Origin of the sequence: Porphyromonas somerae, assembly GCF_022845615.1 — a bacterium.
Taxonomy (GTDB): domain Bacteria; phylum Bacteroidota; class Bacteroidia; order Bacteroidales; family Porphyromonadaceae; genus Porphyromonas_A; species Porphyromonas_A somerae.
Genome location: NZ_AP025559.1, coordinates 2,252,909 through 2,276,238, shown reverse-complemented (window position 1 = coordinate 2,276,238; position 23,330 = coordinate 2,252,909). Strand labels below are relative to the sequence as shown.

The following is a 23,330-nucleotide window of genomic DNA, read 5'->3' as shown; positions in this document are numbered from 1 at the left end:
CCATACCATTGTATGCAAATGTAAATTTAATATCTCAGACGCGCAAATTTCTAATGTGTTTTATACCAAATAGCATCGAATTTTCGAGTGAGTGGTCCTTACGTTGGTCAGGCAAACCACACACGAATGAGCAGTTCTGATCAACTTCAGCGCCTTGCATCTCATCCATTCTGCTACCTCCACCAGAGGCTGATGATTATGACTCCGTGCAACAGCCTTTCTTTGAGGGACCTCTGCCGAGATCCTAAGATTTGGTGCACGAAGCATTTCTGTTTCTCGTACCAAACCAAATCACTTCTCGTGCCAAACAAAAACACTTCCTACACCAATCTTTTACCCATTATTAGCCTCCATACTGGTGACCGACGAAGTTAGTAGCCTTTTCATCGAAACAATCCGTTGACCCTAGTATTCCCTAACAAATTAATCTAAAATAGCTCCGGCTGAAGATGTCTTCATCTTTAGTCGGAGCTTGCTTTAACTAGGGCTATATCTCTAGAACCTACTGGACTTGGACAAGATAGGCATTGGAGATCAGTATAATTCTATTAGACGAGGTCAAGAGGTGGTCTTGGTGGAGTTAGCTGAACACTTTTTTGCTCCTTGATTATTAATGATTGCTTTTGAAATTAAATCCCTTATTTTATCGGATGTATTCACCCCAATAATCTTTGTCGCAAAATCTTGTAGGGCATCCTTTCCTAATTCTTTCAAATTTTCTGATACGGTTTTTGGTAGTTTTGCTTTCCCTTCAGGAATAGTGTTTTTAATAGTATTCATGATAGACTCTTTATCACTTTCTGTTATTATGAGCTCATCCAGAACGAAGATCAAGTCAGCAACAGGCATTGTCACGATGTTCGCATTAAAGGAGCTATCATAAAACCTTCCATCTTTATTCAATAGGTCTTGTAGATAAAGACGAAGATTTTTGTTAGATATAGACATTGAGATCTTATATTCAGCTGAGCCTTCTCTATACTTGGCACTTTTTAAAGCTTGAAGCAGAAGTTCTCTATAATCGTTTGGTTCAAGTTTTTCATACTTCAATGAGGCTTCATATCTCATCCTTTTTATTTTTGATTCCGGTATTCGAAGTTCTCTGCTTATTTCAAAGTCAGACTTGTTTTGGTATTTGTTATTCACTAACCAATTAAATATATATACCTCAAAGTCATTCTTATTGAAAGAACCAAACCCTCGCTTAAGGTAGTCATCTACAATCACACTAAACTTGACATTCTTATCCTTCTGACACATACTATACTCAAACTTTATATTTATTTATATCTACCCCAAATTTACTTACTTTAAACAATACATTCAAGCATGTGGAGTGGATTTACTGGGCGAAAATGCTAATTTGCTGTATTGTTACAAAAAGACAGCTTTGGGAAAGTCTCGCATAATTCGTAGCCATCTAATACGTGTACAACTTCCAACCGCAAAGATGACTACAATAATAAACCACCACAATACGCCCGTTTTGGGAGAGTTACTACTTTGCTGTAACATAATTTGGAAAGGAGGGTACATTAAAGATGTCTTTAATGTACCCTCCAGATCAATTAATAACTACTTACTAGTTGTAAGCCAATTATTGTGCAAGTTGATTTTGCTTGATAAGAGCTGGGTCTGCCTTGATCTCATCATATGGAATTGCAAACTCCCATGCTGGATCGTCCACTGTCTTAGGAATCGTTACAGCATTTGGACCACTATTTCTCTTAAAGAAGTTTTCTTTATCAGCGTCCGTAAGATACTTGTAGTTGCTAGCTTTTGACCTATCAAATACTATTCCTAGTCTCTTGATATCGAAGAATCTTAGTCCTTCACCCCAATGGTCAATTCGCTTATTTCTCATCACTTCGTCAATCAGTTCTTGACCAGTAAATTGAGAAGCATTGTATTCAGGGTCGCGAGTGGTCATGATGGTCTGAAGCGTCTTCTGTGCATTTGCATCTTTGCCTTGGCGTGCTTCTGCCTCAGCTTTGATGTAGTAAAGCTCAGAAAGTCGCATGATATTCATATCACCATCTGAATTGGTAGCACCTGCTGCCCTGAATTTAATCTGTTGCCCAGTATACTCCCATTTGTTTGAGAATAGCTCTTTGTTTCCATCTTCAGGGATTTGATTTCCCTGATCAATGCAAATAAACCAGCCTCTACGAGCATCCTCTGGCCCCATCTTGTCATATATATCTCTATTAATCGCAAACTTGGTACCTCCAATTTGCCATGCATTGAAATTATATGAGACGTGAGCCATATATGCCCAGAACCCATAACCTTGATCAGAAGCTTGAGCATATCCCCAAATCCACTCTGACGCACCTACATTGTTAAATCCATCAAGAAGTGCTTTGCCTACTTGAAGCTTGGCAGAGGTCTTATTAATTCCCTCAGTAGCATACTTCTCGGCAGTAGCATAATCGTATTTTGTAAGTGCAATTTTTGCAGCAATTCCACATGCAGCCGAATAAGAAATAGCGTTATTGCCCTTAGGTGCTGGTGCTTTTTTAAGGTGTTCAAGCCCCTTCGCAATGTCACTATCAATCTGCTTATAAACGTCACTAACAGTTGCTCTTGCCATTGGCTCAATGTTTTCACTATCTAGTCTTAATGGCACTGCCAGTCCATCGTTGGCACCCCCTTTAACATACCTCTTGCCAAATAACTGAACGAGCATATGATACGCCATAGCTCTAAAAGTGTATCCTTGTCCCAGAAGTACATCTTTATCCTCAACGGCAAGTTCCTTGTTGGCCTCTGCTAAATTAATTAGGAGGTTTGCATGCGAGATGATCTCGTAGTTAAATAGCCATGCCCTTTCGTTGAGTTCTCCACGAGGATTTGTATGATCTTTATATCTGTGGATATTCATATAAATGGCAGGCTGTGAATTGATAAAGTCATCTCCTAAGTAGTCCAATTTATACATAAGAGACCCATATCCAATTCCAAAGCCTTGAGGATTGCCCATTACGGTATAGTAATCGAATAGGTACATTGTATTATGGATACCATTGAGTAGACCATATAGCCCATCTGTAGAGTTTTCGATGGTTGACTTACTAATAGCATCTGTAGGTGCCGTGTCTAGAAAGTCCTTTGAGCAAGAACTAGAAACAAGTCCTAGAAATGCTGCAATTATATATACATATTTTTTCATGTCTTCAAATATCTTAGAAAGTTATTGAAAAACTTGCTGTGATGGTACGAGCAAATGCATAACCTGCTGCACCTACAACACCGTCAAATTGTCCCATAGGATTAAGCCCTTTTCTCTTAGAGAGTAGGAATAGATTCTCGCCAGCGACAGAAACTCTAGCATTGGAAAAACCATAGTCTTCAAACCACTCATTAGGAAGAGTATATCCCAGACTTATATTCTTGAGCATGAGTGAGCTACTTGAGATGAGATGCCTTTGAGAAAGCATATTGTCATACTCACCAGCTACTCCTGCATCAATACGTGGAACATTTGTTACTTGTCCAGGCTTCTTCCAAGAGTTTAGCATATCCTTGTGCATAGCACGACCGCCACCAATGTTTCGACCCATAAGGCTACGATATCCTGTGTCTAAGGTTTTTCCTCCAATTTGGTATGAGAACATTAGGTTAAAATCAATGCTTTTCCAAGAGAGGTTAGTACCAAATCCTCCATAGAGGTCAGGTATTGAATTCCCAGCAAAGGTTTTACCAGCAAACTTGCCATTCTTGGTCCAATTCTCTCCCTCTTCTCCCTTCTTTCCAAGGCCGGCAATATCTGGATATAATTCTCTATCTATTGAATAGATGGCCATACCGTCGTTTGGATCAACTTTCACGAAGTCATAAACGTAGTAATCGTATATGCTACCTCCCTCTACCCACTTGTGGTAGTCAAGCTCAATACCTTTCTCCTTGTTAGCCTCAGGTAATGCTACGATCTTATTCTTAAATGAGGTACCATTGACAAAGATGCTCCACCTGAAATCTCTTGAGTTAAAGATATCAAAGTTTAGATCAAATTCTACTCCTGCATTCCTAACTTTACCTAAGTTGGTATCAATTTCACTTCTAGTGGTAGAAAGAGGAAGTGGTTTGCCAAAGATAAGGTCACTAGACTCTTTATTAAAGAATTCAACAGTTCCTCTTAGTCTATTAAATAGGCTAAACTCTAAAGCAACGTCAAAGTTGGCTTGAGCCTCCCAGCGAAGGTGTTGGTCTGCTAGGTTGCCAAGCTTCAGTCCAGTTGATGAATAATTGTTAAAACCTAGGTCATAGGTCGTCTGATATGCGTAGTATGAACCAACAGCGTCATTACCTGTATGTCCATACGATACCCTAAGCTTGAGGTCATTTAGCCAGCTACTTGCAGGTTGCATAAACTCTTCACGAGCAATGTGCCATCCTGCTCCAACAGCCCAGAAGTTACCCCACCGATTGTCTGGATGGAATCTCGAAGACCCATCACGGCGATATGATGCAGAGAAGTTATATTTGTCTGAGTAATCCCAATTTACACGTGCAAAATATCCTTCTTTTCTGTAGTTGTGACTATATGAACTTAAATCACTTTGCTCACTAAAGTTTCCGAACTCGTCCAAACCTAAAATGAACATATTCTTCTTCTCTCCAGAGAGGTACTGGTAATTATACTTGTAGCTTTCATGTCCGATAAGTGCAGAAATGTTATGCTCACCAAACTCCTTAGTGTACTCTAGAAGTTGATTGAAGGTCAAAGTATAACTCCTCGCTGTGGTGATACTGAGCCTACCATCTGGCTGATCACCCATGATATTGTTGTACCTAAGTTTGTTCTTCTCATTTACAAGGTCATAAGCGATATTGGTAGTGAACTTTAGCTCAGGCATTATTGTGATAACAGCATTCCCACGAGAGGTTAGCATATCTCTTGTGGTAGTGCTAAAGTCAAGCTCTCCCTCATATACAGGGTTAAACTTGTCGTTGTACTTTCTTCCACGCAAATAGTCATACACTGGCTTGCCATTGCTGTCTACAATTAGCTCGCCTGTTTTGGGATCATGTGCATGGATAGGGTAGTGTGGTGCTATTCCAGATGCGAAATAGAAAGAGTTAGAAGAATAGCTTCCAGAACTTCTTTTTGGTGCTGTATTGACGGCACTCACAAATGATACATTCCCTCCTAAATCTAACCACTTATTTGGCTTATAGTCTAGGTTAAGTCTACCAGATGTACGTTGGTAACTAGTATAGTAGCGATAACCTTGCTCCATAATATGACCAATAGACATGAAGCTACGCATATTATCTGTGCTATAAGAGCCATTTAGATTGTACTCTCCTCTGTAGCCAGTACGGAAAAGTGCATCGTTCCAATTGAGATCATCGCCCCACTTAAGCCCTGTGATTTCAGGGTTAAGCTGTCCGTCCTTGCCTACGTATATTGGAGCCTCCCATTTTGACTGATCAGTAGAAGAGCCCAATACAAAAGGATCTGTTTTAGCTACAACCACTCCATTTTTGATCCCTGTAAATGGATTGTATACAGCTAGATTTTCATTATAGTGGAGTTGAGCGTTTGCCCAGTATGCTGCCTGCTCTTCAGATCTGCCATTAGTGTAATGCTCATCATTATACCATTGTAGCCATCTATTTTGAATCCACTCATTTACTCCTAATGTTTCATAGTAGCTCTGCCCACGCATGCTAGCTCCCTGATTGGTGGTAAAGGTAAATGATGGGCTACTATTACCGCGCTTACCAGATTTGGTGGTGATGAGAATCACACCATTACCAGCTGATGACCCATATAGAGCCGTTGCTGCTGCGTCCTTTAAAATAGACATGCTTGCAATATCTTGCGGATTAATATCAGCGAGACTTCCATTGTAAATAGATCCATCTACAACATATAGAGGAGCAGATGATGCATTTACAGACCCAAATCCACGAATCATTATCTTTGCAGAAGAACCTGGCTGTCCAAGAGCTGAAACCGATTGAACACCAGGAGCGGCACCTGCAAGTGCGTTAGTAACGTTGGTGATTGGACGGTTTTCAAGCTGCTTTGCTGATACATTGGCCTGTGCTCCAACCAATGATTGCTTCTTTGCAGTACCATAAGCAACCACGACCACGTCTTCTAGCATCTCTGTGTCGGGCACTAGCTTGATTCTTAGGGTTGGTGCTGCAGCTACCTCTTGTGTTTTGTAGCCTACATAGCTGACGATAATTAGCTCGCCTTGCTTAGCTTTTAGGGTAAAATCGCCATCCATTCCGGTCATGGTTCCTACTGTTGCGTCGGACTTAAGTCTTACGGTTGCGCCGATGACTCCGTCTCCACGCTCGTCAGTGACGATACCTTTGACGGTGATGGTCTGTCCTAATGCCGAACCTATTGTTAGGAGGCAAAGGGAGATAAGCATTAAAATCTTACTTTTCATACCATTTACTTGTTTGTTAATTGTTTTGTATTGCTCTCGTTAATATTATTTCTTTGCTCACACTTGAGCTATTTCTCATTTTCTCTAGGGTTGTGTGTGTTTATCTCAATTAATGTGTCTGATTTTTATTATCTCTCTCTATTTAGGGTGGGTTTCAGTGCGAAAACATCTCAAATAGAGCTCTTACAAGCCAAAGGTATATTAATTTTTCGAGATTGCCAAAAAATAGGTTAAGAAAATGATGGGGAGGGGGGCAAGGTGCCTAATCGGTGGGGGGTACCTAATCGGACAAGTCGGACAGGTCAGACGAGGCGGACAGGTCGGACAGATCGGACGCCCCTCCGACGCGGGGGCTACGACAAATAGGACCTCCTCTGCGGAGGTCCTATTGGGTGATGGGGTGCTGGGGGAGGGGTTACTGAAGGGTGGAGGCGAGGAGCTTGATGTGGCGGACCATGCTGAGGAGACCATTGGAGCGTGTAGGGGAGAGGTGCTCTTTGAGGCCTATCTTGTCGATGAAGTAGAGGTCGGCATGGAGAATGTCGGCCGGGGTTTGTCCGCTAAGTACTTTTAGGAGCATGGCGATGATGCCTTTGACGATGACGGCATCGCTATCGGCCTGTAACTGTAATCGGTTATCGGCATCTAGCTCTCCTGAGATCCATACTCTGCTTTGGCACCCTTCGATAAGGTGCTGTGGTGTTTTCTCACTTTCGGGCATAGGGTCTAGTTCATTACCCATCTCTATAATCATCTCGTAGCGATCCATCCAATCGTCGAGGAGTGAAAAGTCGGCAATGATTTCGTCTTGAATTTGATTGATAGTCATATTATATATAATGTGTATTTAATGTCCGTTGTCGGTTATAAGTGGGGTAGAAGTCCTTGTTTTGGCTCCTCAGGGGTAGGCTCATCGTGGTGGTTGAGTTTGCGAAGCCGTTGCTTAATCCGCTGTAGCACACGCCCAGAGAGGGTGCGAGGGGCATCACGGAGAAAGCTATTGATGTGTCGCTTCTTTTTCTCGGGTGTGATCTCCTCCATCGGTATCATGATGGCGGTCTCGAGGACGTCGCCGAAGAAGGGGTTGTAGCTGGAGCCAAATACCATCAGTGCCTCGGAGAGGCCTATATAAGTATTGACGAGAGGGGGGATCGTGGTGCCCATCTCTCGGATCGCTTGGCTCATGTTCTTGTAGTCCTTCTTGTGGTCTTGACCCGTGATGATCTGCTGTAGCTGGTCGATGGGTGTCTCGTACTGGATGGGGTATTTACTTGTGACGAGTGGAACCTTTGGGGTGAAGTAGGTATCGAGATAGTAGTAGATGAGGTCGCGTGCCTTGGTATTGTAGCTCTGATACATGGTGACTTTGCCAAAAAAGTATTGGCAATCGTCGTGGATCAGCATAAGGGCTCCGAGGCCGTCCCAAAGGTTGTCAAGGGTAAAGATGGAGCGAGGAAGTCGACTCTTTTTATTGCCATCCAGGGAGGTGTTTTGGTTCTCCACCGTGACGAAACTACGCCCTAGCTCTATGGTCTTGGGGAGGTACTCCTTAATAAATAGAGGGTCGAATTGGAAGATCTCTCCACTCGATAGATGTGTCTCGTAGGTGCCATCGGGCTGCTTCTCTATGGCGTTTTTGCAGAGGATGTATCGGTACCCGCCGAGGATCTTTTGTGCCTCGGGGTCCCAGACAACGAGTTGCTGGTAGCCATTGGGTCGGAGGTCTAGCTCATCGATATCGGCTGCTTTGCCAGTGCCACCTCCGCCTGCCCTAAAGGCCTCTTCTCTCAGTCGGCCTATCTCGAGCATGGTATTGGGGGCTTCGTTGGCGTGGAAAGTATAGAGTTCGTTTTTAGCTCTATTTGTTTTGCGTAGCATCAACTGCTCGTGTAGCTCGCTACGAATGATTCGAGGGTCTATTGGTGATATGATTTTAGCCTGTCCCATGCGGATGTCTATGTGTTATTCGGTGTATTTTTGTGGAAAGTTGTAGAGGCTGTCCCTTAGTTGGCGGGCAAATTCTGTTGCCTCTTTGGGTGAGGGTAGTTCTTGGTAGGGGATAGGGTCGCCTACGTAGATGCGGAAGTGCTTCCCCTTGGCACGGATCAATTCACTGGGGAGTAGAATCAGTTCGGCATTGAACTTCCAACCACTCTTGGCTCTTCGCTTCGCCCATTTGTAGAAACGTGGGCTATTTTCGCCCTCAAAGTAGAGGGGTACGACCTGTCGCTGGTGCTGTGCTGCCATGCGAACGAAACTGGGGAGCCACTCGGTATCGTGTACCTTGCCTTCGCTATTCATACGGCTGCAGAGACCAGCAGGAAAGGTAAGTATCTGTTGGTCGCTCTCCAGGGCTTCATTGATCAGTTTGATCGATTGGCGTGCCTGCTGACCATATTTATTAATGGGGAGGAAGGTGTCTCGGAATTGGTAGACGTACATGAGGACGTCGTTGACCATAATCTTGAGTTCCCCACTATAGTGCCCACCGAGTAGGGCGGCGTAGATAATCCCGTCGGCACCTCCAAGGGGGTGATTGCTAACGAAGAGGGTGCGCTCCTCGGGCTTAGGAAGTCGCTCCGCACCGATGATGTCGCAGGTGATGCCAAGGTAGTCCATAATCTTGTACCCCATTGAGACGCCCCCCACCTCGTGCTGTAGCTCCATCATCTGATTGAGCTCCTCCTCGTGGATCAATCGCTGTAGCCAGCGGTAGAGAAACCCTGGGAGATAGCCTTTGTATTTGCTCTGTATCGCCTTCTTGATATCTATCTTCTTTTCGCTCATAGCATTATTTCATTAAAGGGTGAGGGGGTGGTGGGTGAAGAAGGTGCGGGTGGTGGTGAGGTCCTTCTGGAGTTGGGCCTGTAACTCCTGGAGGGAGGCAAACTTTTGGTCAGCTCGGATGAAGGCTCTGAAGGCGACTTCGATCTCTTTGTCGTAGAGGTCGCCTTGGAAGTCGAGGAGGTAGGCCTCTATTCTATTAAGCGGGATGCCTTCGGGGGTGATAGTGGGGGTGGAGCCGTAGTACGACATGGCGGGGTAGATACGATCTCCATGCCGCACCTCGGAGATGTAGACACCCTCTTCGGGAAGGGTGAGGGAGGGGTCGTAGGGGATCAGGTTGGCGGTGGGGAATCCTATGGTACGGCCTATCTGTCGGCCTGCTTTTACCCTGCCGGTGATGCTGAACGGCCGTCCGAGGAGTGCCTCTGCTGTGGAGAGATCGTTGTGGGCAATCGCTTCTCTGATGCGAGAGGAGCTGACCACGGCGTCGCCCATCTGGAAGGGGGTGACGCGCTCTATCTGTAGCCCTAGCTGGCTAAGCCTTTCATCGAATTGGGGAGTGGTGAGGGCTGGTGTCTCCTTTCGGCCGAAGCGATTGTCGTAGCCGAGCTTCATGCCGATCACTCCTCGCTCTATGAGGGGTTGGGCGAACTGTGTGGCGGAGAGGGCTGCCAGCTCTTTGGTGAAAGGGAGGATCAGTAGATGGTCCACCCCTAGCTGGGCAATCAATCGCTCCTTCTGATCCATTGAGCAGAGGGTGTGTGGGCGAGGAAGATCAGGCCTAAGGAGAGCTAGTGGGTGCTTATCCATCGTGACCACTAGGCTCTCTGCGGAGAGACGGTGTGCCATCTCCTGAGTGGCTTTGATGAGGTGCTGATGCCCTTTGTGTAGCCCATCGAATAGTCCTATGGTGGCAACAATGGGCTTCCCCGATGCCTTCATCTCCTCTATATGGTGGTATATCTTCATCGTCTTATCCACTGCTCTGGATTGAGTTTGGTTCGTTCTTTCCACACTTGGAAGTGCAGTTTGGTAGCACCGCCTAGCTCTGGGTCGGAGTAGATCTTACCGATCTCCTGCCCCGTCTTGACCTTGGACCCTTTAGAGACATAGACCTCAGTGAGGTTGCTGTAGACGGTGAGGTAATTACCGTGACGCACGATCACGTTGGTATTGAAGCCCTCTACCACAAAGATAGAGGTCACCTCGCCATCAAAGACCGCTCTTGCCTTGGCACCAGGAGCTCCTTGGATGTCGATGCCATTATTATCGATCTGCACATGCTTCAATCGGGCATACTGCTGTACACCATAGTGACCTACGATGCGCCCGCCACCAGTGATAGGCATTGGGAGACGACCACGATTGTCTTCAAACTTCGCAGAGAGCTTCGTCTCCGCCTCCGTCATAGCGTATCCCCCTTTGGTCTTAGCTCGCCTTTGCGTTGTGGTGGTCGACTTACCTTTTTGCTTCGCTGCTTCAGCTTTTCGCCTTGCCTCCTCCGCCTCTCGTATCTCCTTAGCGATCTGTGCTTCGATTTGCCTATTGAGGGCTTGGGCCTGTCGGCGTTGCTTGGCTAGCTCTTGCCGTAGCTTCTTCTCCTCGCCTTTGAGAGCTTTCACCTTGGTTTGCACCTTTTGCTTATCTTGCTCCAACTTGCGCTGCTCCTCTTCTCGACTTTGTAGGAGGAGTGCCTTCTGCTGTCGGCTCTGCTCTAGCTCTGCTCTCTGAGCGTCGATCTCTTGTCGTAGCTCCTTGAGCTTCTCCCCCTCTTTCCTCTGCCAGGTGGCATACTCTCGCAGATACATCGCCCTCCGCATTCCTTGTGCAAAGTCTTTGGCGGAGAGGATAAATAGGAGCTGGTCCTTCACGTTGCTGCCTCGCTGGAGTGCTCGGAGCGACTTCACGTAGGCTTCTTGACGCTTATCGAACTGCGACTGTAGGCGGTTGAGCTCCTGCTCTAATGTAAAAAGTTGCTGGTCGGTCTCCTGTACCTCTGCCTCAAGAGTGGTGATCAGCTCTTGGCGGTCCTTGATCTGCCCATCAAGGAGAGCGAGCTGCTGTAACTGCTCCTTGGCAGAAGAGGCGGTTTGCTGTAGTGCTTTATCCACACGTGCTATCTCAGCCTGTATTTGCTTGCGTCGGGCCTCTAGCTTTTGTACCTCCTTGGACTTTTGCTGCGCAGTGGCGTAGCCTGGGAGCAGCCCTACTAGGAGTAAAGCTACCATACAGCGAAACAATAGTTGGCCAGCTCTATTCAAACTCATCATAGTGATTGGATGATCTTATAAATATCCTGTAGGGAGATCCTCTGATACTGAGCGGGTGGAGTGGTCTCCCATGTGCGTGCCTTGCTCTCCTCCATATCTTGTAGGTCGAAACGTATGAGCCCATACCGCTCTGGACCTCCTCTAAACTCTAACTGAATAAGGGTGGGAAGCGGCCGCATCTCTCCTCCCATACGGAGGTGGGTAAAGCGGTCGTAGGTGGCTTGTAGCTCCCCTTCCCTTGGCACGGTTATGGTGGCTGAGGAGAGGTTGAGTGCGGTGTCAAAGAGTAGTTTGATCTGATTGCCACCAGGGCGAAGCTGGCTAGAGAAGAGGTAACCCTCCTCGGTTTGTTTCATCTCCATCCGACGGAGTGCGGTAGCGCCGATCTCTACGAAGTTGAAAGGCTTATTCTCAATCACTGCCTGTAAAATCATGGGGTCAATGCCTGGGATGGGCAGATAGCTAGAGAGTTTTCGATGGGCTTCCTCCTGAAGGAGGTAGTACTTATTGAGGCGGTCGAGTGCCAGTACGGTATCGTCGGCAACGGTCAATCGCCCTGCCTCCATAAAACCTATCGGGCGGATGGATAGCTCGAAGCCTTTGCCTGGAGCTTGGTACCACCGTATGCCGATGCCGTTCAGCTGGATCTGTTTCTCGGGAAGATCAATATTCAGCGAAACCCTACCACGGGCGGCAATGGAGGGGTACTCTTGCTTTTGGCTATAGAGCTCTATGAACTGCGACTTAGTAAGGTGGGGGTAATGGCCTGCTATCTGCTGAATCATTTTGCGAGAACTACCACAACTGGAGAGGAGTAGTAGGAGCGACCAGCAGAGGAGTAGGGTGGTGGTGGAGAGATGGTTATTCCTTTGTTTCATCTTTCTCTATGCTCTTTTGGTCCCGTTCGTGGACGATGTTTTCAATTTTCTTTTCGATTGTTGGTACGTCGCCTCCCGCTTCGAGTGCCTTGCGGAGTGCCTGTAGAGCCTCTTCGTACTCCCCTAGCGCGAATAGGATGTCGGAGTAGTGCTCGTAGTAGAGAGGGTCGGGCTCTTCTTCCTTGCTGATGGCACGCTCCATATATATCTTGGCAAGTGGATAGGCCTTTTTGAGGTAGAGGATCCATGCGTAGGTGTCGAGGAAGGATCCGTTGTCGCTGTCATACTGCACTGCTTTTCGTGCCATTTCCTCAGCCCTATTGAGGTCCTCGGGAGTGCCGTGCTTAGTCATCCCGTAGGCGTAATTGTTGTATGCGGTTGGAATGCCTGCTGCCACAGCCTTTTCATAGAATTGGGTGGCTGTTGTCCAATCATCATCTTGTATCAAATCTGCCTTGATGAGTGCTATCTGTCCATACATTGGGTCGCCCTCCTCAACCACCTCAATAGCGTGGTCTACTCTTTTATTAAAGGTGATGCTATCCTCTTTATTCAGCGCCACTAGTGCTGAGTATAGGTTGAGCAATCCATCGTGGGGGATGGACTTTAGTCCTTGAGTAGTGACTTGGTCGAGTTGCTCCACATCCTCTGCATTGGCATACTTCTCCACAAAGTAGTAGTAGGGCGAAGGTAGCTCGGTGCCCTTTTGCACCAGCTGTGAGAATATCTTCTCTGCTTGGAGCGTATCAGAGAGGAGTAGGTGGTCGTTGGCCGCGGCTAGTGCAAAGCGATCCTCTTCACTGTAGATCTGCTGTAGCTCTAGCTCGGTCTCGATGAGTGTGGGGAGAAGCTTGGTGAGGTCGTTGCTATTGCTACGTGCCGTATTGAGGAGCGATTGAACCCTAATTGGGTCGCTGCCCTCTAGCTGAGCCACTCGTAAGATCTCCGCCTTCACCGCTTCATTATTGCCTTTCATAGCATTGAATGAGGTGGTGATGTTGGAGAGGGCTTCGTTCTCAGGGTCTAGCTTTTGTGCCTTTTGAAGTTGCGTGATGATCTTATCGTCTTCTCCTCGCTTCTCATAGATCGTGACTAGGAGGAGCGTGGTCATAGGCTCATTGGGCTTTTCCTCTAAGCGCTTTAGTAATATTTGCTCCGCCTCTTCAAGCCGTCCGAGGGCTATTAGTAGCCTGCTTTCGTTGATAATAGATACGATATCCTGTTCGGCTCCGTCTGAACCTCTGATGACGCTGAGGGCTTTCTCTAGCTGGTTGGAGTTGGCATAGGTATTGGCGAGTTGGAGGCGGACCTCTCGGTCATTGGGTCGTAGCTCAAGTAGCTTTTTCGAGACCCTTTCGGTGCACTCCCAATCCCCAAACTTCTCTGAGAAATCTAGGAGCTTCCTGCCCGTCTGGTAGTCGAAGCCAGAGTATTGGTAGCTCTTCTCTAGCAGATCTAGCCCTCGCTCGTCATTGGCGTGCTGCAATAAAAGCTCTGCCAACCCATCTAGTATTTCTGGCTGGGTGCTATCAACTTGATACGCCATCCAAAGGTGATTGAATAGTGGGGAGGGTTGAAGGTCTGGCCCATTCACCTGTAGAGCACGATCAAATAATCGATTGGCGACACTCGTTTTCCTCGATGGCATATCCTGTGCCGCTAGTGGCCAGTTGGCAACGAGCAGTAGTAGGAAAAGGAGCCCCCGTATAGTCTTTATATTCATGCTTTAATAGTCTCTGCAATGTCTGTAAATTATCCCCTTGGATAATATACAAGTGTAAATATACCAATTTTCGGGTATTTGTAAGGGAAAAGAGTGTTTTTGGAGCATGACGGATCTGGAGATTAGATGAGGTAAAAATAATTAAGCCCTAAAACCTAGGGCTTAATGTAAAAACAAGAGAGGTCACCTACAGTGTGACTTTTATAGCGTGACTTTAGATAGCGTGTCACCAATGCTTCTGATACCGTTGATAATCTTGGCTTGTGTCTCTTTTCGGGGCGATTTTATTCCGTTTTTATAAGCCGATAGTTGACGTTGATTGATCCCACTCGCATCTGCCAATGCCTTGAGTGTTATTGGTACTTGCTGTAAAAGAGCCGAGGTGTCTAATGTGTATGTAGTCGTGTAATTTCCTTGTAGTTCTTTTGGAACTTCTGCGTTGTCTTCAATACACTCCTCTTTGTATTCTTCTAGAAAGTTTTGAAATGCCTCTTTAGCTTCTGCGATGGTACGTCCCATGGTTGAAATACCTATCTCTGAGTCTGTATAGACAAAGTATTTTCCTTCGGACCAGGTGATAGTAGCTTGTACTGTATTCATAACATTCCACGTATATAAGGCCTCTCTTGTTACGGTCGATATTAACCGTATGGCAAAGGTAGTAATAATACCACCAATAAACAAGCTTTGGTGGCGTTTTGTTCGCATTAAGTTAGAGTTTGGTATCTTCGAAGGAGCCCTATGGAGAGATAACTAAGGCATTAAGAATTAAGGAGGAGTATTATGCAGACAAAAGAGAACGCGAGACTGGAAAATAACAACCACAAGATTGTGGATTATGATGCTGTACTTGATGCTGAATTTGGTGCTGTGGGTACAGCGGAAAGAGCTAAGCATGAGGCTGAGACCAAAGCCTTCTATGCAGGTCAGTGATGTCTTTCTTGCATCAACCTCATATTCCGTATGCGTGCGGAATGGATTCCGCAGGGCTACGGAATGCGTTCCGCACGCATACGGAATGTATTCCGCACCCTATGCGAAATATGCGGAAGGTATATCATCGCATTCCTGAAAGTGTAGACACCCCGTCTCCTCTATTCCTGAAAAAGTAGACACTGTGGGGGCAATTGTCTGATTTTAATAGGTAAGGACCTCGGCAGAGGTCCCTCTTAAATAGGCACAGGTCGGAGGGGCATTAGCCCCGAACGACCTGTGTGCAAGAGCATATTCACCACCTGCTTGACCCCAGCTGAGAGGTCAGACCTAGATAAGGATGTCCGACCCCTCAGCCGGGGTCGTAAGGGTGTTTTGCACATCGTTATACACAGGTCTTCGGCACTGCGTGCCTTGACCTGTGCCTATTTAGCACGGACCTCTGCCGAGGTCCTTTCTCAAAGACACCCCGCTAAAAACCATACGGCTAGACTATTCTGATGCGTAAACCCTGTTTGGAAAAGGCGATTGGTTTAATGAGAATGTTGCACGAAGGATGAGATGCAAGGCGCTGAGGGTGAGGGCGAAGGGAGCGTACTCACGTACGTGACCGAACCTGAATCCCGAAAGCAACGTAGCAGATCGCCTTCGTGCAACAGTCTCTTAATATCACTATATTTGCGTGGAAATTAACATGAAGAATTTATATGAAGGTAAAGATACTATTCGTTTGTTTGGGAAATATCTGTCGTAGCCCTTCGGCTGAGGGGGTGGCGAAGCATATTATTGAGGAGAAGGGGTGGCAGGATTTGTTTGAGATCGACTCGGCAGGGCTCCACAGCTACCATGCAGGGGAGCTACCCGATCCTCGGATGCGTGAGACGGCACAAGCAAGAGGGTATGACCTCACTAGCCGAAGCCGTGAGGTGGAGCTAGAGGACTTCTTTACCTATGATTATATCGTGGCGATGGACGATTCCAATGCCACGGAGCTTTATCATCGTGCCCCAACGCTCGAGACCTCCCGAAAGATCGTGAAGATGCGTGACTACTTCCCTGAGGGGGAGACGCTCGACTATGTCCCTGATCCTTACTACGGCGGTAAGGATGGCTTTGAATTGGTCTTGGATCTTTTGGAGGCTTCTGTAGAGCGGTTTTTAAGGGCGGTAAGCTCTGTTTAGTGGGGACTATGAATGGGCTCATTTAGAGTTGGGCGTGTGGCGAGTTTGTAACTCAGCATTTGTTTAGTTTGTAAGTCAGCGTTGGCTCTGTTTGTAACTCAGTGTTGGCTTAGTTTGTAACTCGACAATTCCTTTGACTGCCACTAAGTTTTAGCCCGTGTGGCACTACTTACCTCTACTGCTGAAGCAGGGGTTACGCATTAGGAATATCAAAGCACCCGCCAGGGTGCCACTCAGATAGCCCCCAGTCGGAGGGCGTAGCCCGAAGACTGGCGGGGATAAGGTACGGTAAGATATTCGACCCTTGTGGTCGCACTCGCATTGGTTTGTGCGACCACAAGGGTCGTGGGGAAGGGATATCTCATGTTTCCCGCCGGTCTTCGACCGGAGGCTAGCTGAGTGGCACCCTTCGGGTGCTTTGATGAATTTAAGTTGTTTATGTTATACACAGTATGAGGTACAAGACTTTTTCTAATGCGTAACCCCTTGCTGCTGAAAAAGGGTGCTTCGTAGGTTTTGAGAAAAGTGGTATATTTGTGGTGTTGACGCATAAGGCTTAATAACGTTTTTCCTTGAGAGGTCATCAGTCTCGAGGGTATCATCTTGTGTATCATTTATTGTGCGTCATCTGTAGATATGGTAGAAGAAGAGCAAAGTCCAGCCCTACACGAAGTTGGGGTATTTCTATCGGAGTATGCCACCCACCTTATGAGCTGTGGTGTGCACTCCTCACGTGTGATTCGCAATACGAAGCGGATTGGTATATCTCTTGGGTGCGAGGTTAAGATCAGTATTTTTCAGAAGAGCCTTATCATCTCTGTCCTTGATCTCAGGAGTCGGGAGCACTACAATGAGGTGTGTGAGATCTATCCTTATCCTATTAGTTTTGAGCACAATGCTCGTCTGAGTGCTCTTAGCTGGGAGACTTATGACCACCATCTCTCTTTCGCTGAGATCAAGGAGCGGTATGAGTCGATCATCAAGGCTCCGATGATTCATCCTCTCTTTGTGCTACTGCTTGTGGGCTTTGCCAATGCCTCCTTCTGCCGGCTCTTTGGTGGGGATTGGGCCTCTATGGGGATTGTCTTTTCTTCGACTCTTTGTGGGATGTTGGTCAAGCAACAGATGAGCCAAAGGGGGGTGAATCATTATCTTACCTTTATCGTTTCGGCTTTTGTGGCTTCTCTATGTGCTTCTACGTCGGTGATATTTGATATCACTTCGGAGATTGCGATTGCTACAAGTGTTTTGTACTTGGTGCCTGGGGTCCCTTTGATCAATGGGGTAATTGATATTGTGGAGGGGCATGTGGCGATAGGGCTGAGCCGACTGGTGAGTGCGTGGTTATTGATTGGTAGCATAGCTATTGGTCTTTCTTTTACCATTTTGATAATGAAGGATAACTTGCTATGATAGCTCTGGATATTCTCTCGGATGGCTTTTTTGCAGCGATAGCGGCGATAGGGTTTGGGGCTATCTCAGATCCTCCGCTGAAGGCTTTTCGCCCGATTGCTATTTTAGCTGCCATAGGGCACGCCTGTCGCTTCTGCCTGATGACGTATGGTGGGGTGGAGATTGCAGCTGCTACGTTGATTGCCTCTTTGCTCTGTGGATTTGGTAGCCTTTTACTGGGCAAACGGCGGCGGTTGCCTATGACTGTCTTGTATGTGCCGGCATTGCTGCCGATGGTGCCAGGTAAGTATGCGTATAATATGATCTTTGCCCAAATTATGTACTTGCATTCGATTGATGATCCTAGTGCTCGTGCTCTTTATATGGATACCTTTTTCTCTCAGTCGATGACGGCGATCACTGTGGTCTTTATGCTTGCGCTTGGTGCGATGATACCGATGCTCCTTTTCCCCAACTATGCCTATGCCCTGACTAGGTCTAATAAGCTCTCAAGATGAATACATTTTGGCACTCTATTGCGCGCTACAATGAAGCGACCTGGCTGTGGCAAGCCATTATTGTCTTTGTCGGTGTGGTGGTGACTCTATGGTTTGCTATTAGGCCGAGCAAGCGGACTGCGTTGGTGGTGAAGCTCTATACAACGGTGCTTTACCTCTGGCTAGCGGTGGTATACTTCTATATCTACTGCTCGGAGAGGGCCTACAATGAGATTATGGCTTTATTCTGGCTGATCCTAGCTGTGGTATGGTGCTGGGATCTCTGTGTGAAGCATCGTAGTGAGGAGCGGGTGGAGCCACACAAGCCGTTGGGGTACCTCCTGCTCTTTACCCCTTTGCTCTATCCTCTGATCTCTATGGCCAGGGGGTTGCAATTCCCTACGATCACATCGCCGGTGATGCCCTGTACGGTGATGCTTTATACAATGGGGCTATTGCTCTTGCAGAGGGAGAGGGTCAATCTCTTTATTGTGCTACTCCTTTGCCATTGGTCGGTGATAGGACTTGCTAAGACGGCCTTCTTTAATATCCCTGAGGACCACTTGATGACTTGTGCTACTCTTCCTGCGGTTTATCTATTCTTTAAGGATTCATTTCAACTTGATTCGAGCCATAAGGGTAAGCCTGGGATGGTCTACATCAATGCTCTTCTGATCTCTATCTTTTGCGGTATCGCCATTATCCTACTCTGGAGTATGTATAGGCAGTTCTCCAGTGGTAGCTTTTTATAGGGTGAGGTGGGGCATAGTGATGAAGTGGGTGCGGGGGTAGTGGCGTGAGAGGTAGGTGCGGAGGTACTCTCGGCTATCGTCGGTGACGATCGGGTCGTAGGTAAGTCCTTCGTTGTAGACCACGAGTGGCACTTCTATCCCTCTGCTGGCAAGGGCTTCTAGGCTGAGGAGCGTGTGATTGATACTCCCTAGCTGTGCCGTGGTGATGAGGATGGTGGGGAGTTGCTCCGCCTCAATATACTCTATGGTGAGTAGCTCACGGGTGATCGGCACCATCAGTCCGCCAGCCCCTTCGAGCAAAATAGTTTGGTATTTCTCTAGTAGCTTCTTTGTAGAAGCGGTGGCGATAGAGATATCGATGCTTTTCCCCTCTAGCTCGGCAGCGATGTGTGGGGAGGCGGGTTTGGTGAATAGGATAGGGTGGGTGGTGTGGTCCTGATCCTCAGGTAGTAGTGGACGCCCTTCAATCTTTCGGTGAACCAAGATGTCGTCGCTCATCTCCACACAACCAGTCTGCACCAGTTTCTGAGTGATCACTTGCACTCCTTCCTCTAGAAGTTGACGGCTAATCCAGCCTGTGGCAACGGTTTTGCCGGCGTCAGTATCAATGCCGGTCACGAAGTAGACCGGTGCGTTAAGTATTTCTGATAGTTTCATCATGATATTATTGTAGTTTTATTTTTGTGCTATGATAATAAGGGGGTGGTAGGTGAGCGAAAGGGGCTCTTCAGAGGTGAGCTGATGGGCTTGCCGTAGCTCCTCCTCCAATCGAAGAAGATGCCCACGGCTCCATAGTCCTTGGTGGGTGTGGGTAAAGGCGTTGGTGCCAGTTGCTTTGAGGTGGCGAAGGAGCTCGAGGAGCGAAGGAAACTGTAGCTCAATGGTGAGTGCCCTCTGCTCTACATCGCTGAAAGGGGTGAGTACTGCTGCGTATTCGGCTTGTACTGGATAGTGGAGCGCGTTGGGCAAAATGGGTCGTAGCTCCGATAGATTTTCGGGTAAAAAGGTGGAGAGTGCCAGCGTGCCGCCAGGCATGAGTGCGTTGTAGGCTTTTCGGATAAAGTCGAGGGGCTCCTGCCACCATTGTATGCAGCTACTGGAGGCGATGAGCTGATAGCCCTTGCCCCAATCCCATTGCTCGGCATCGCCTGTGACAAAGGCAAAGGGGCGGTGGGGGAGCTTTTCACGGACCCAATGCTCTGCTTCGGGTACGAGATCATTGAGCGTTAGCTCTGCTTGTGGATAGCGGGTTGCGAGTTGCTCTGTGAAGAGCCCTGTTCCGCAACCGATCTCCAATATCCGTTGGGGTGGAGTGACCGCTTTCTCAGTAAGAAGTGCCATCATCTCTGCTACCACTCTCTGCTGAGGGGTAGCTGCTTCGTCGTAACTAGCAAAGGCACTACCGAAGCGGTCGGCGATTAATTGTCTGTCGATGGTCATAATTGGATTAGCTCCTCCCAGCTTTGGTATTCTAAGAGTGGGTAGTGCCCAACCCCTTTGAGCTGTCGGCAAGGGACGCCATGCCATTGCCAGTAGGCGAGTTGGTTGGCGGTGGGTACAATCAGGTCCCGCTCACTCACGATCGCTTCGCTCCATGCCAATTGTGGGAGCGTATCATCGGGTAGGTCCTTCACCTGCAGATAGGTGCCGTAGAGCTCCTCTCGCAGATCCTCCGTGGAGCGTGCTGCAAAGGAATTGAATACCGCCAATAGTTTCTTTCCCCCGCACATCCGTCGGTTGAAGCGGGCACGATTATCATCATCTAGCCCCTCAAGTGTTCCCCTGAATATCTCATCGGGAATGCCGTATTGGTTGTGCATCGGCAGGGGGGTGCCGTTGATAGCAATCGCCTTGGTGGGGGTGGGGAGGTGGGGTGCCAACCTATCGAGAGCCCAGACTCCCATACTCCACCCTACCATATAGACCTCTTGGTAATCGGGCAGTGAGGGAATCGTCTCGGGTGAAAGGGTGCGGAAGTCGTAGGCGGTGAGGTAGTCGCACTCGGGGAGGGGCGTCAGGTGAGCCGCCACCTCGGGTGTGGTACCCCAGCCGGTAAAGAAGATGAGCAGACGGCGATTGCCTTGTTTTTTTGTTAGATCGAATTGCATAGGTTGGCCAATTGGATAATTTCGTCGGTGGTCATTGCTGCGGTGAGGGAGAGGCGAAGGCGTTCGCTCCCTTGTGGCACGGTGGGTCGGCGGATGGGACGGATATAAAAACCGTGGTGACAGAGTTGCTCTGCCGCTTTGGTCACCTGCTCCTCGCCAGGCACGATGAGGGGAATGATCTGTGAGGTAAACTCACGTCCCATCTCTTTGCCAAAAAGGGTTACCAAATCCTTGAGATGCTGGCGACGGTCGTCCATCTCTTGAATGGCATGAAAAAGGAACCGGCTCCACGCCACATTGACCTCGGGGAGAGCGGTGGAGAAGATGAGCGAGCGGGCTTTGCTGACCAGCAGCTGGCGGAGGGTGTCGCTCTGAAGTGAGTAGGCACCGACAGAACCAAGGGCTTTGCCGAGTGTGCCAATGAGCAAGTCAATCTGCCCCGTCACCCCCATCTCGGCTGCAAGCCCTAGCCCTTTCGGACCAAAAAGCCCTACCGCGTGTGCTTCGTCTACATATATATATAGGTGTGGGTACTCCTCCTTGAGTGCCACCAGTTCTTTGAGTGGGGCGATATCACCGTCCATGCTGAAGAGGCTCTCAGTGATGAGCCAAAGGGTGTCGTATTGATCGGCATAGCGACTCAGTATCTTGCGGAGGTGGGAGAGGTCGTTGTGCCGATAACGCTGAAAGGGGGCTCCCGATAGCCGAAGCCCATCGATGATGCTGGCGTGTACCAGTTTGTCGGCAATGAAGAGGGTGTTGGGGAGGGAGAGGACAGGAGGGATACCAGTATTGGCGTGGTAACCGCTATCCCATAGCAAGGCACTCTCCAGACCATAAGCGTTGGCGAGTTCGCCCTCAAACTGCTGTGCAACAGGACTATTGCCAGTCAACAACCTCGAGGAGCCACTGGAGGGGTGCCGCTTTTTCCCTTCCTCCTCTATAAACCTCTGCCACAGCTGAGGCTCTGCCAAGAGACCGAGGTAGTCGTTGCTATTGAGATTGAGCAATTGACGTCCCTCCACATCAATGTACTTCCCTTGTACTTCTATGTCGGGAAGGGTGCGGTAGGTGCCTTCGCTCTGGCACTGCTCTAAGGCTTGGCGGTATCTATCCATGGAGTACGTTGCAAAGTCCTTGGATAAGGTGTTGAAGCTCCTCATCAGTGATGGCGAGGAAGGGGGGCATCAGGTAAACCAATCGGCCAAAGGGGCGTACCCAGATGCCTTCGTGGACAAATTTGGGGATTAGGGTGCCCATATCTACCGGCTCCTGCATCTCTACCACTCCGATGGCACCTAAGACTCTTACCTCCTTTACAGTAGGTAGCGAGGCAAGCGGTGCTAGCCCCTCCTTCAATTGCGCTTCTATCTCTTTTACCCGCTTCTGCCACTCCTTGGAGAGAAGGAGTTCTACCGACCGTTTGGCTACCGCACAGGCGAGGGGATTGCCCATAAAGGTGGGGCCGTGCATAAAGCAACCAGCTTCGCCTCCGCAGATAGTATCGGCGATCTGCTTGGTGGTGCAGGTGGCGGAGAGGGTTACGTAACCGCCGGTGAGGCTTTTGCCGATGGTGATGATATCGGGCTGGATATTGGTGTGGTAGGTGGCTAGGAGTTCGCCCGTCCTTCCAAAGCCGGTGGCGATTTCGTCGAAGATCAGTAGGCAGTGGTATTGGTCGGCCAAGGCACGTAGCTGATTGAGATACTCAGGGTGGTAGAAGTACATACCACCGGCTCCCTGTACGATCGGTTCAACGATGATAGCTGCCATCTCTTCGCCATGCTCCTCTAGGAGTTCTTTCATTGGGGCGAGATCACTTTCGTCCCACGTACCACCGAAACGGCTCTTGGGCTGAGGGACGAAGTACTGCACTGGCAAGGTGCCTGCGAAGTAGCTGTGCATACTCGTAATGGGGTCGCAGACCGACATGGCGTGCCAAGTATCGCCGTGGTAGGCACTTCGGATGCCTACAAAGTGCCGACGCTTATGCTCTCCTAGCGATTGCTGGTATTGGATCGCCATCTTGAGGGCGACCTCAACTGCTACCGAACCACTATCGGCATAGAATATCTGATCCATCCCTTTGGGTAGTACCTTTTCTATCAGTAGTTGGCTCAATTCTACTGCGGGGCGATGGGTGAAGCCACCAAACATCACGTGCGACATCTGCTGTAGCTGGTCGGTGATCGCTTGATTGAGTTCGGGAACATTGTAGCCGTGTAGCGCAGCCCACCAAGAACTCATGCCGTCGATCAGTTGGGTGCCATCCTCTAGAGTGATGGTACACCCCTTGGCACTCTTTACGGGATAAACCTTGAGGGGGTCAATGGTGGAGGTATAGGGATGCCAAAGGTGGTCTCTATCCCATTGGAGTAGTTGCTCTGTAGTCATCT

General features: G+C 48.3%; 21 protein-coding genes. 5 read left to right on the top strand and 16 right to left on the bottom strand.

The features are described 5' to 3' along the window. Positions 1-558 precede the first annotated feature (558 nt). The 11 genes from MWL85_RS09685 to MWL85_RS09635 all read right to left on the bottom strand — a co-directional run bounded on the left by MWL85_RS09685 (position 559) and on the right by MWL85_RS09635 (position 14,671). Positions 559-1,227, bottom strand: coding sequence for a hypothetical protein (locus MWL85_RS09685; protein WP_244400551.1), 669 nt, complete (start codon positions 1,225-1,227; stop codon positions 559-561). Positions 1,228-1,597: 370 nt separating this feature from the next. Beyond that, positions 1,598-3,172, bottom strand: a complete 1,575-nt coding sequence (locus MWL85_RS09680; protein WP_244400550.1) for a RagB/SusD family nutrient uptake outer membrane protein — start codon at positions 3,170-3,172, stop codon at positions 1,598-1,600. A gap of 13 nt (positions 3,173-3,185) precedes the next feature. Then, a complete protein-coding gene (locus MWL85_RS09675; RefSeq protein WP_244400549.1) occupies positions 3,186-6,413 on the bottom strand; it encodes a SusC/RagA family TonB-linked outer membrane protein in 3,228 nt (1,075 codons plus the stop codon). A 415-nt stretch (positions 6,414-6,828) separates the two neighbouring features. After that, positions 6,829-7,242 (bottom strand): SufE family protein, encoded by a 414-nt coding sequence (locus MWL85_RS09670; RefSeq protein ID WP_018028694.1) that lies wholly within the window; start codon positions 7,240-7,242, stop codon positions 6,829-6,831. 35 nt (positions 7,243-7,277) lie between these two features. Further along, the gene (locus MWL85_RS09665; RefSeq protein ID WP_018028695.1) at positions 7,278-8,360 is read right to left on the bottom strand and encodes a glycine N(alpha)-acyltransferase GlsB; all 1,083 of its coding nucleotides are present in this window, start codon (positions 8,358-8,360) and stop codon (positions 7,278-7,280) included. A 15-nt stretch (positions 8,361-8,375) separates the two neighbouring features. Continuing rightward, positions 8,376-9,200 carry a 1-acyl-sn-glycerol-3-phosphate acyltransferase gene (locus tag MWL85_RS09660; protein WP_244400548.1) on the bottom strand — a complete coding sequence of 275 codons (825 nt, stop codon included), beginning with the start codon at positions 9,198-9,200 and terminating at the stop codon, positions 8,376-8,378. 12 nt (positions 9,201-9,212) lie between these two features. Continuing rightward, positions 9,213-10,181 (bottom strand): riboflavin biosynthesis protein RibF, encoded by a 969-nt coding sequence (gene ribF / locus MWL85_RS09655; RefSeq protein ID WP_244400547.1) that lies wholly within the window; start codon positions 10,179-10,181, stop codon positions 9,213-9,215. Further along, positions 10,166-11,470 carry a murein hydrolase activator EnvC family protein gene (locus MWL85_RS09650; RefSeq protein ID WP_244400546.1) on the bottom strand — a complete coding sequence of 435 codons (1,305 nt, stop codon included), beginning with the start codon at positions 11,468-11,470 and terminating at the stop codon, positions 10,166-10,168. Before MWL85_RS09650 ends, ribF begins: the two co-directional genes overlap by 16 nt. Beyond that, the gene (locus tag MWL85_RS09645) at positions 11,467-12,348 is read right to left on the bottom strand and encodes a DUF4292 domain-containing protein (protein WP_244400545.1); all 882 of its coding nucleotides are present in this window, start codon (positions 12,346-12,348) and stop codon (positions 11,467-11,469) included. Before MWL85_RS09645 ends, MWL85_RS09650 begins: the two co-directional genes overlap by 4 nt. After that, positions 12,332-14,071 (bottom strand): tetratricopeptide repeat protein, encoded by a 1,740-nt coding sequence (locus MWL85_RS09640; RefSeq protein ID WP_244400544.1) that lies wholly within the window; start codon positions 14,069-14,071, stop codon positions 12,332-12,334. The genes MWL85_RS09645 and MWL85_RS09640 overlap by 17 nt, the downstream gene beginning before the upstream one ends. 201 nt (positions 14,072-14,272) lie before the next feature. Beyond that, positions 14,273-14,671: a type II toxin-antitoxin system HicB family antitoxin gene (locus MWL85_RS09635; RefSeq protein ID WP_070708194.1), complete on the bottom strand. Its 399-nt coding sequence runs from the start codon at positions 14,669-14,671 to the stop codon at positions 14,273-14,275. A gap of 183 nt (positions 14,672-14,854) precedes the next feature. On the opposite strand from MWL85_RS09635, the gene MWL85_RS09630 reads away from it, so the two are divergent. From MWL85_RS09630 to MWL85_RS09610, 5 genes are all read left to right on the top strand, one after another. Next, positions 14,855-15,004 (top strand): hypothetical protein, encoded by a 150-nt coding sequence (locus tag MWL85_RS09630; RefSeq protein WP_394802101.1) that lies wholly within the window; start codon positions 14,855-14,857, stop codon positions 15,002-15,004. 707 nt (positions 15,005-15,711) lie between these two features. Continuing rightward, positions 15,712-16,185: a low molecular weight protein-tyrosine-phosphatase gene (locus MWL85_RS09625; protein ID WP_244400543.1), complete on the top strand. Its 474-nt coding sequence runs from the start codon at positions 15,712-15,714 to the stop codon at positions 16,183-16,185. 636 nt (positions 16,186-16,821) lie between these two features. Then, positions 16,822-17,598, top strand: a complete 777-nt coding sequence (locus tag MWL85_RS09620) for a threonine/serine exporter family protein (RefSeq protein ID WP_244400542.1) — start codon at positions 16,822-16,824, stop codon at positions 17,596-17,598. Continuing rightward, positions 17,595-18,095: a threonine/serine exporter family protein gene (locus tag MWL85_RS09615; protein WP_244400541.1), complete on the top strand. Its 501-nt coding sequence runs from the start codon at positions 17,595-17,597 to the stop codon at positions 18,093-18,095. Before MWL85_RS09620 ends, MWL85_RS09615 begins: the two co-directional genes overlap by 4 nt. Next, the gene (locus MWL85_RS09610; RefSeq protein WP_244400540.1) at positions 18,092-18,826 is read left to right on the top strand and encodes a DUF6064 family protein; all 735 of its coding nucleotides are present in this window, start codon (positions 18,092-18,094) and stop codon (positions 18,824-18,826) included. Before MWL85_RS09615 ends, MWL85_RS09610 begins: the two co-directional genes overlap by 4 nt. On the opposite strand, the gene bioD is transcribed toward MWL85_RS09610, so the two are convergent. The 5 genes from bioD to bioA are packed head-to-tail and all read right to left on the bottom strand — an operon-like array spanning position 18,821 to position 23,328. After that, positions 18,821-19,486, bottom strand: coding sequence for a dethiobiotin synthase (gene bioD / locus MWL85_RS09605; RefSeq protein ID WP_244400539.1), 666 nt, complete (start codon positions 19,484-19,486; stop codon positions 18,821-18,823). The two genes, MWL85_RS09610 and bioD, sit on opposite strands and share 6 nt — an antisense overlap. 15 nt (positions 19,487-19,501) lie before the next feature. Then, the gene (bioC, locus tag MWL85_RS09600) at positions 19,502-20,266 is read right to left on the bottom strand and encodes a malonyl-ACP O-methyltransferase BioC (RefSeq protein WP_244400538.1); all 765 of its coding nucleotides are present in this window, start codon (positions 20,264-20,266) and stop codon (positions 19,502-19,504) included. Further along, on the bottom strand, positions 20,263-20,934 hold the full coding sequence (locus MWL85_RS09595; protein ID WP_244400537.1) for a DUF452 family protein: 672 nt from the start codon (positions 20,932-20,934) through the stop codon (positions 20,263-20,265). The genes bioC and MWL85_RS09595 overlap by 4 nt, the downstream gene beginning before the upstream one ends. Then, positions 20,919-22,052: an aminotransferase class I/II-fold pyridoxal phosphate-dependent enzyme gene (locus MWL85_RS09590; protein ID WP_244400536.1), complete on the bottom strand. Its 1,134-nt coding sequence runs from the start codon at positions 22,050-22,052 to the stop codon at positions 20,919-20,921. Before MWL85_RS09590 ends, MWL85_RS09595 begins: the two co-directional genes overlap by 16 nt. Beyond that, positions 22,045-23,328 carry an adenosylmethionine--8-amino-7-oxononanoate transaminase gene (bioA, locus tag MWL85_RS09585; RefSeq protein WP_244401879.1) on the bottom strand — a complete coding sequence of 428 codons (1,284 nt, stop codon included), beginning with the start codon at positions 23,326-23,328 and terminating at the stop codon, positions 22,045-22,047. Before bioA ends, MWL85_RS09590 begins: the two co-directional genes overlap by 8 nt. Between the last annotated feature and the right edge of the window lie 2 nt (positions 23,329-23,330).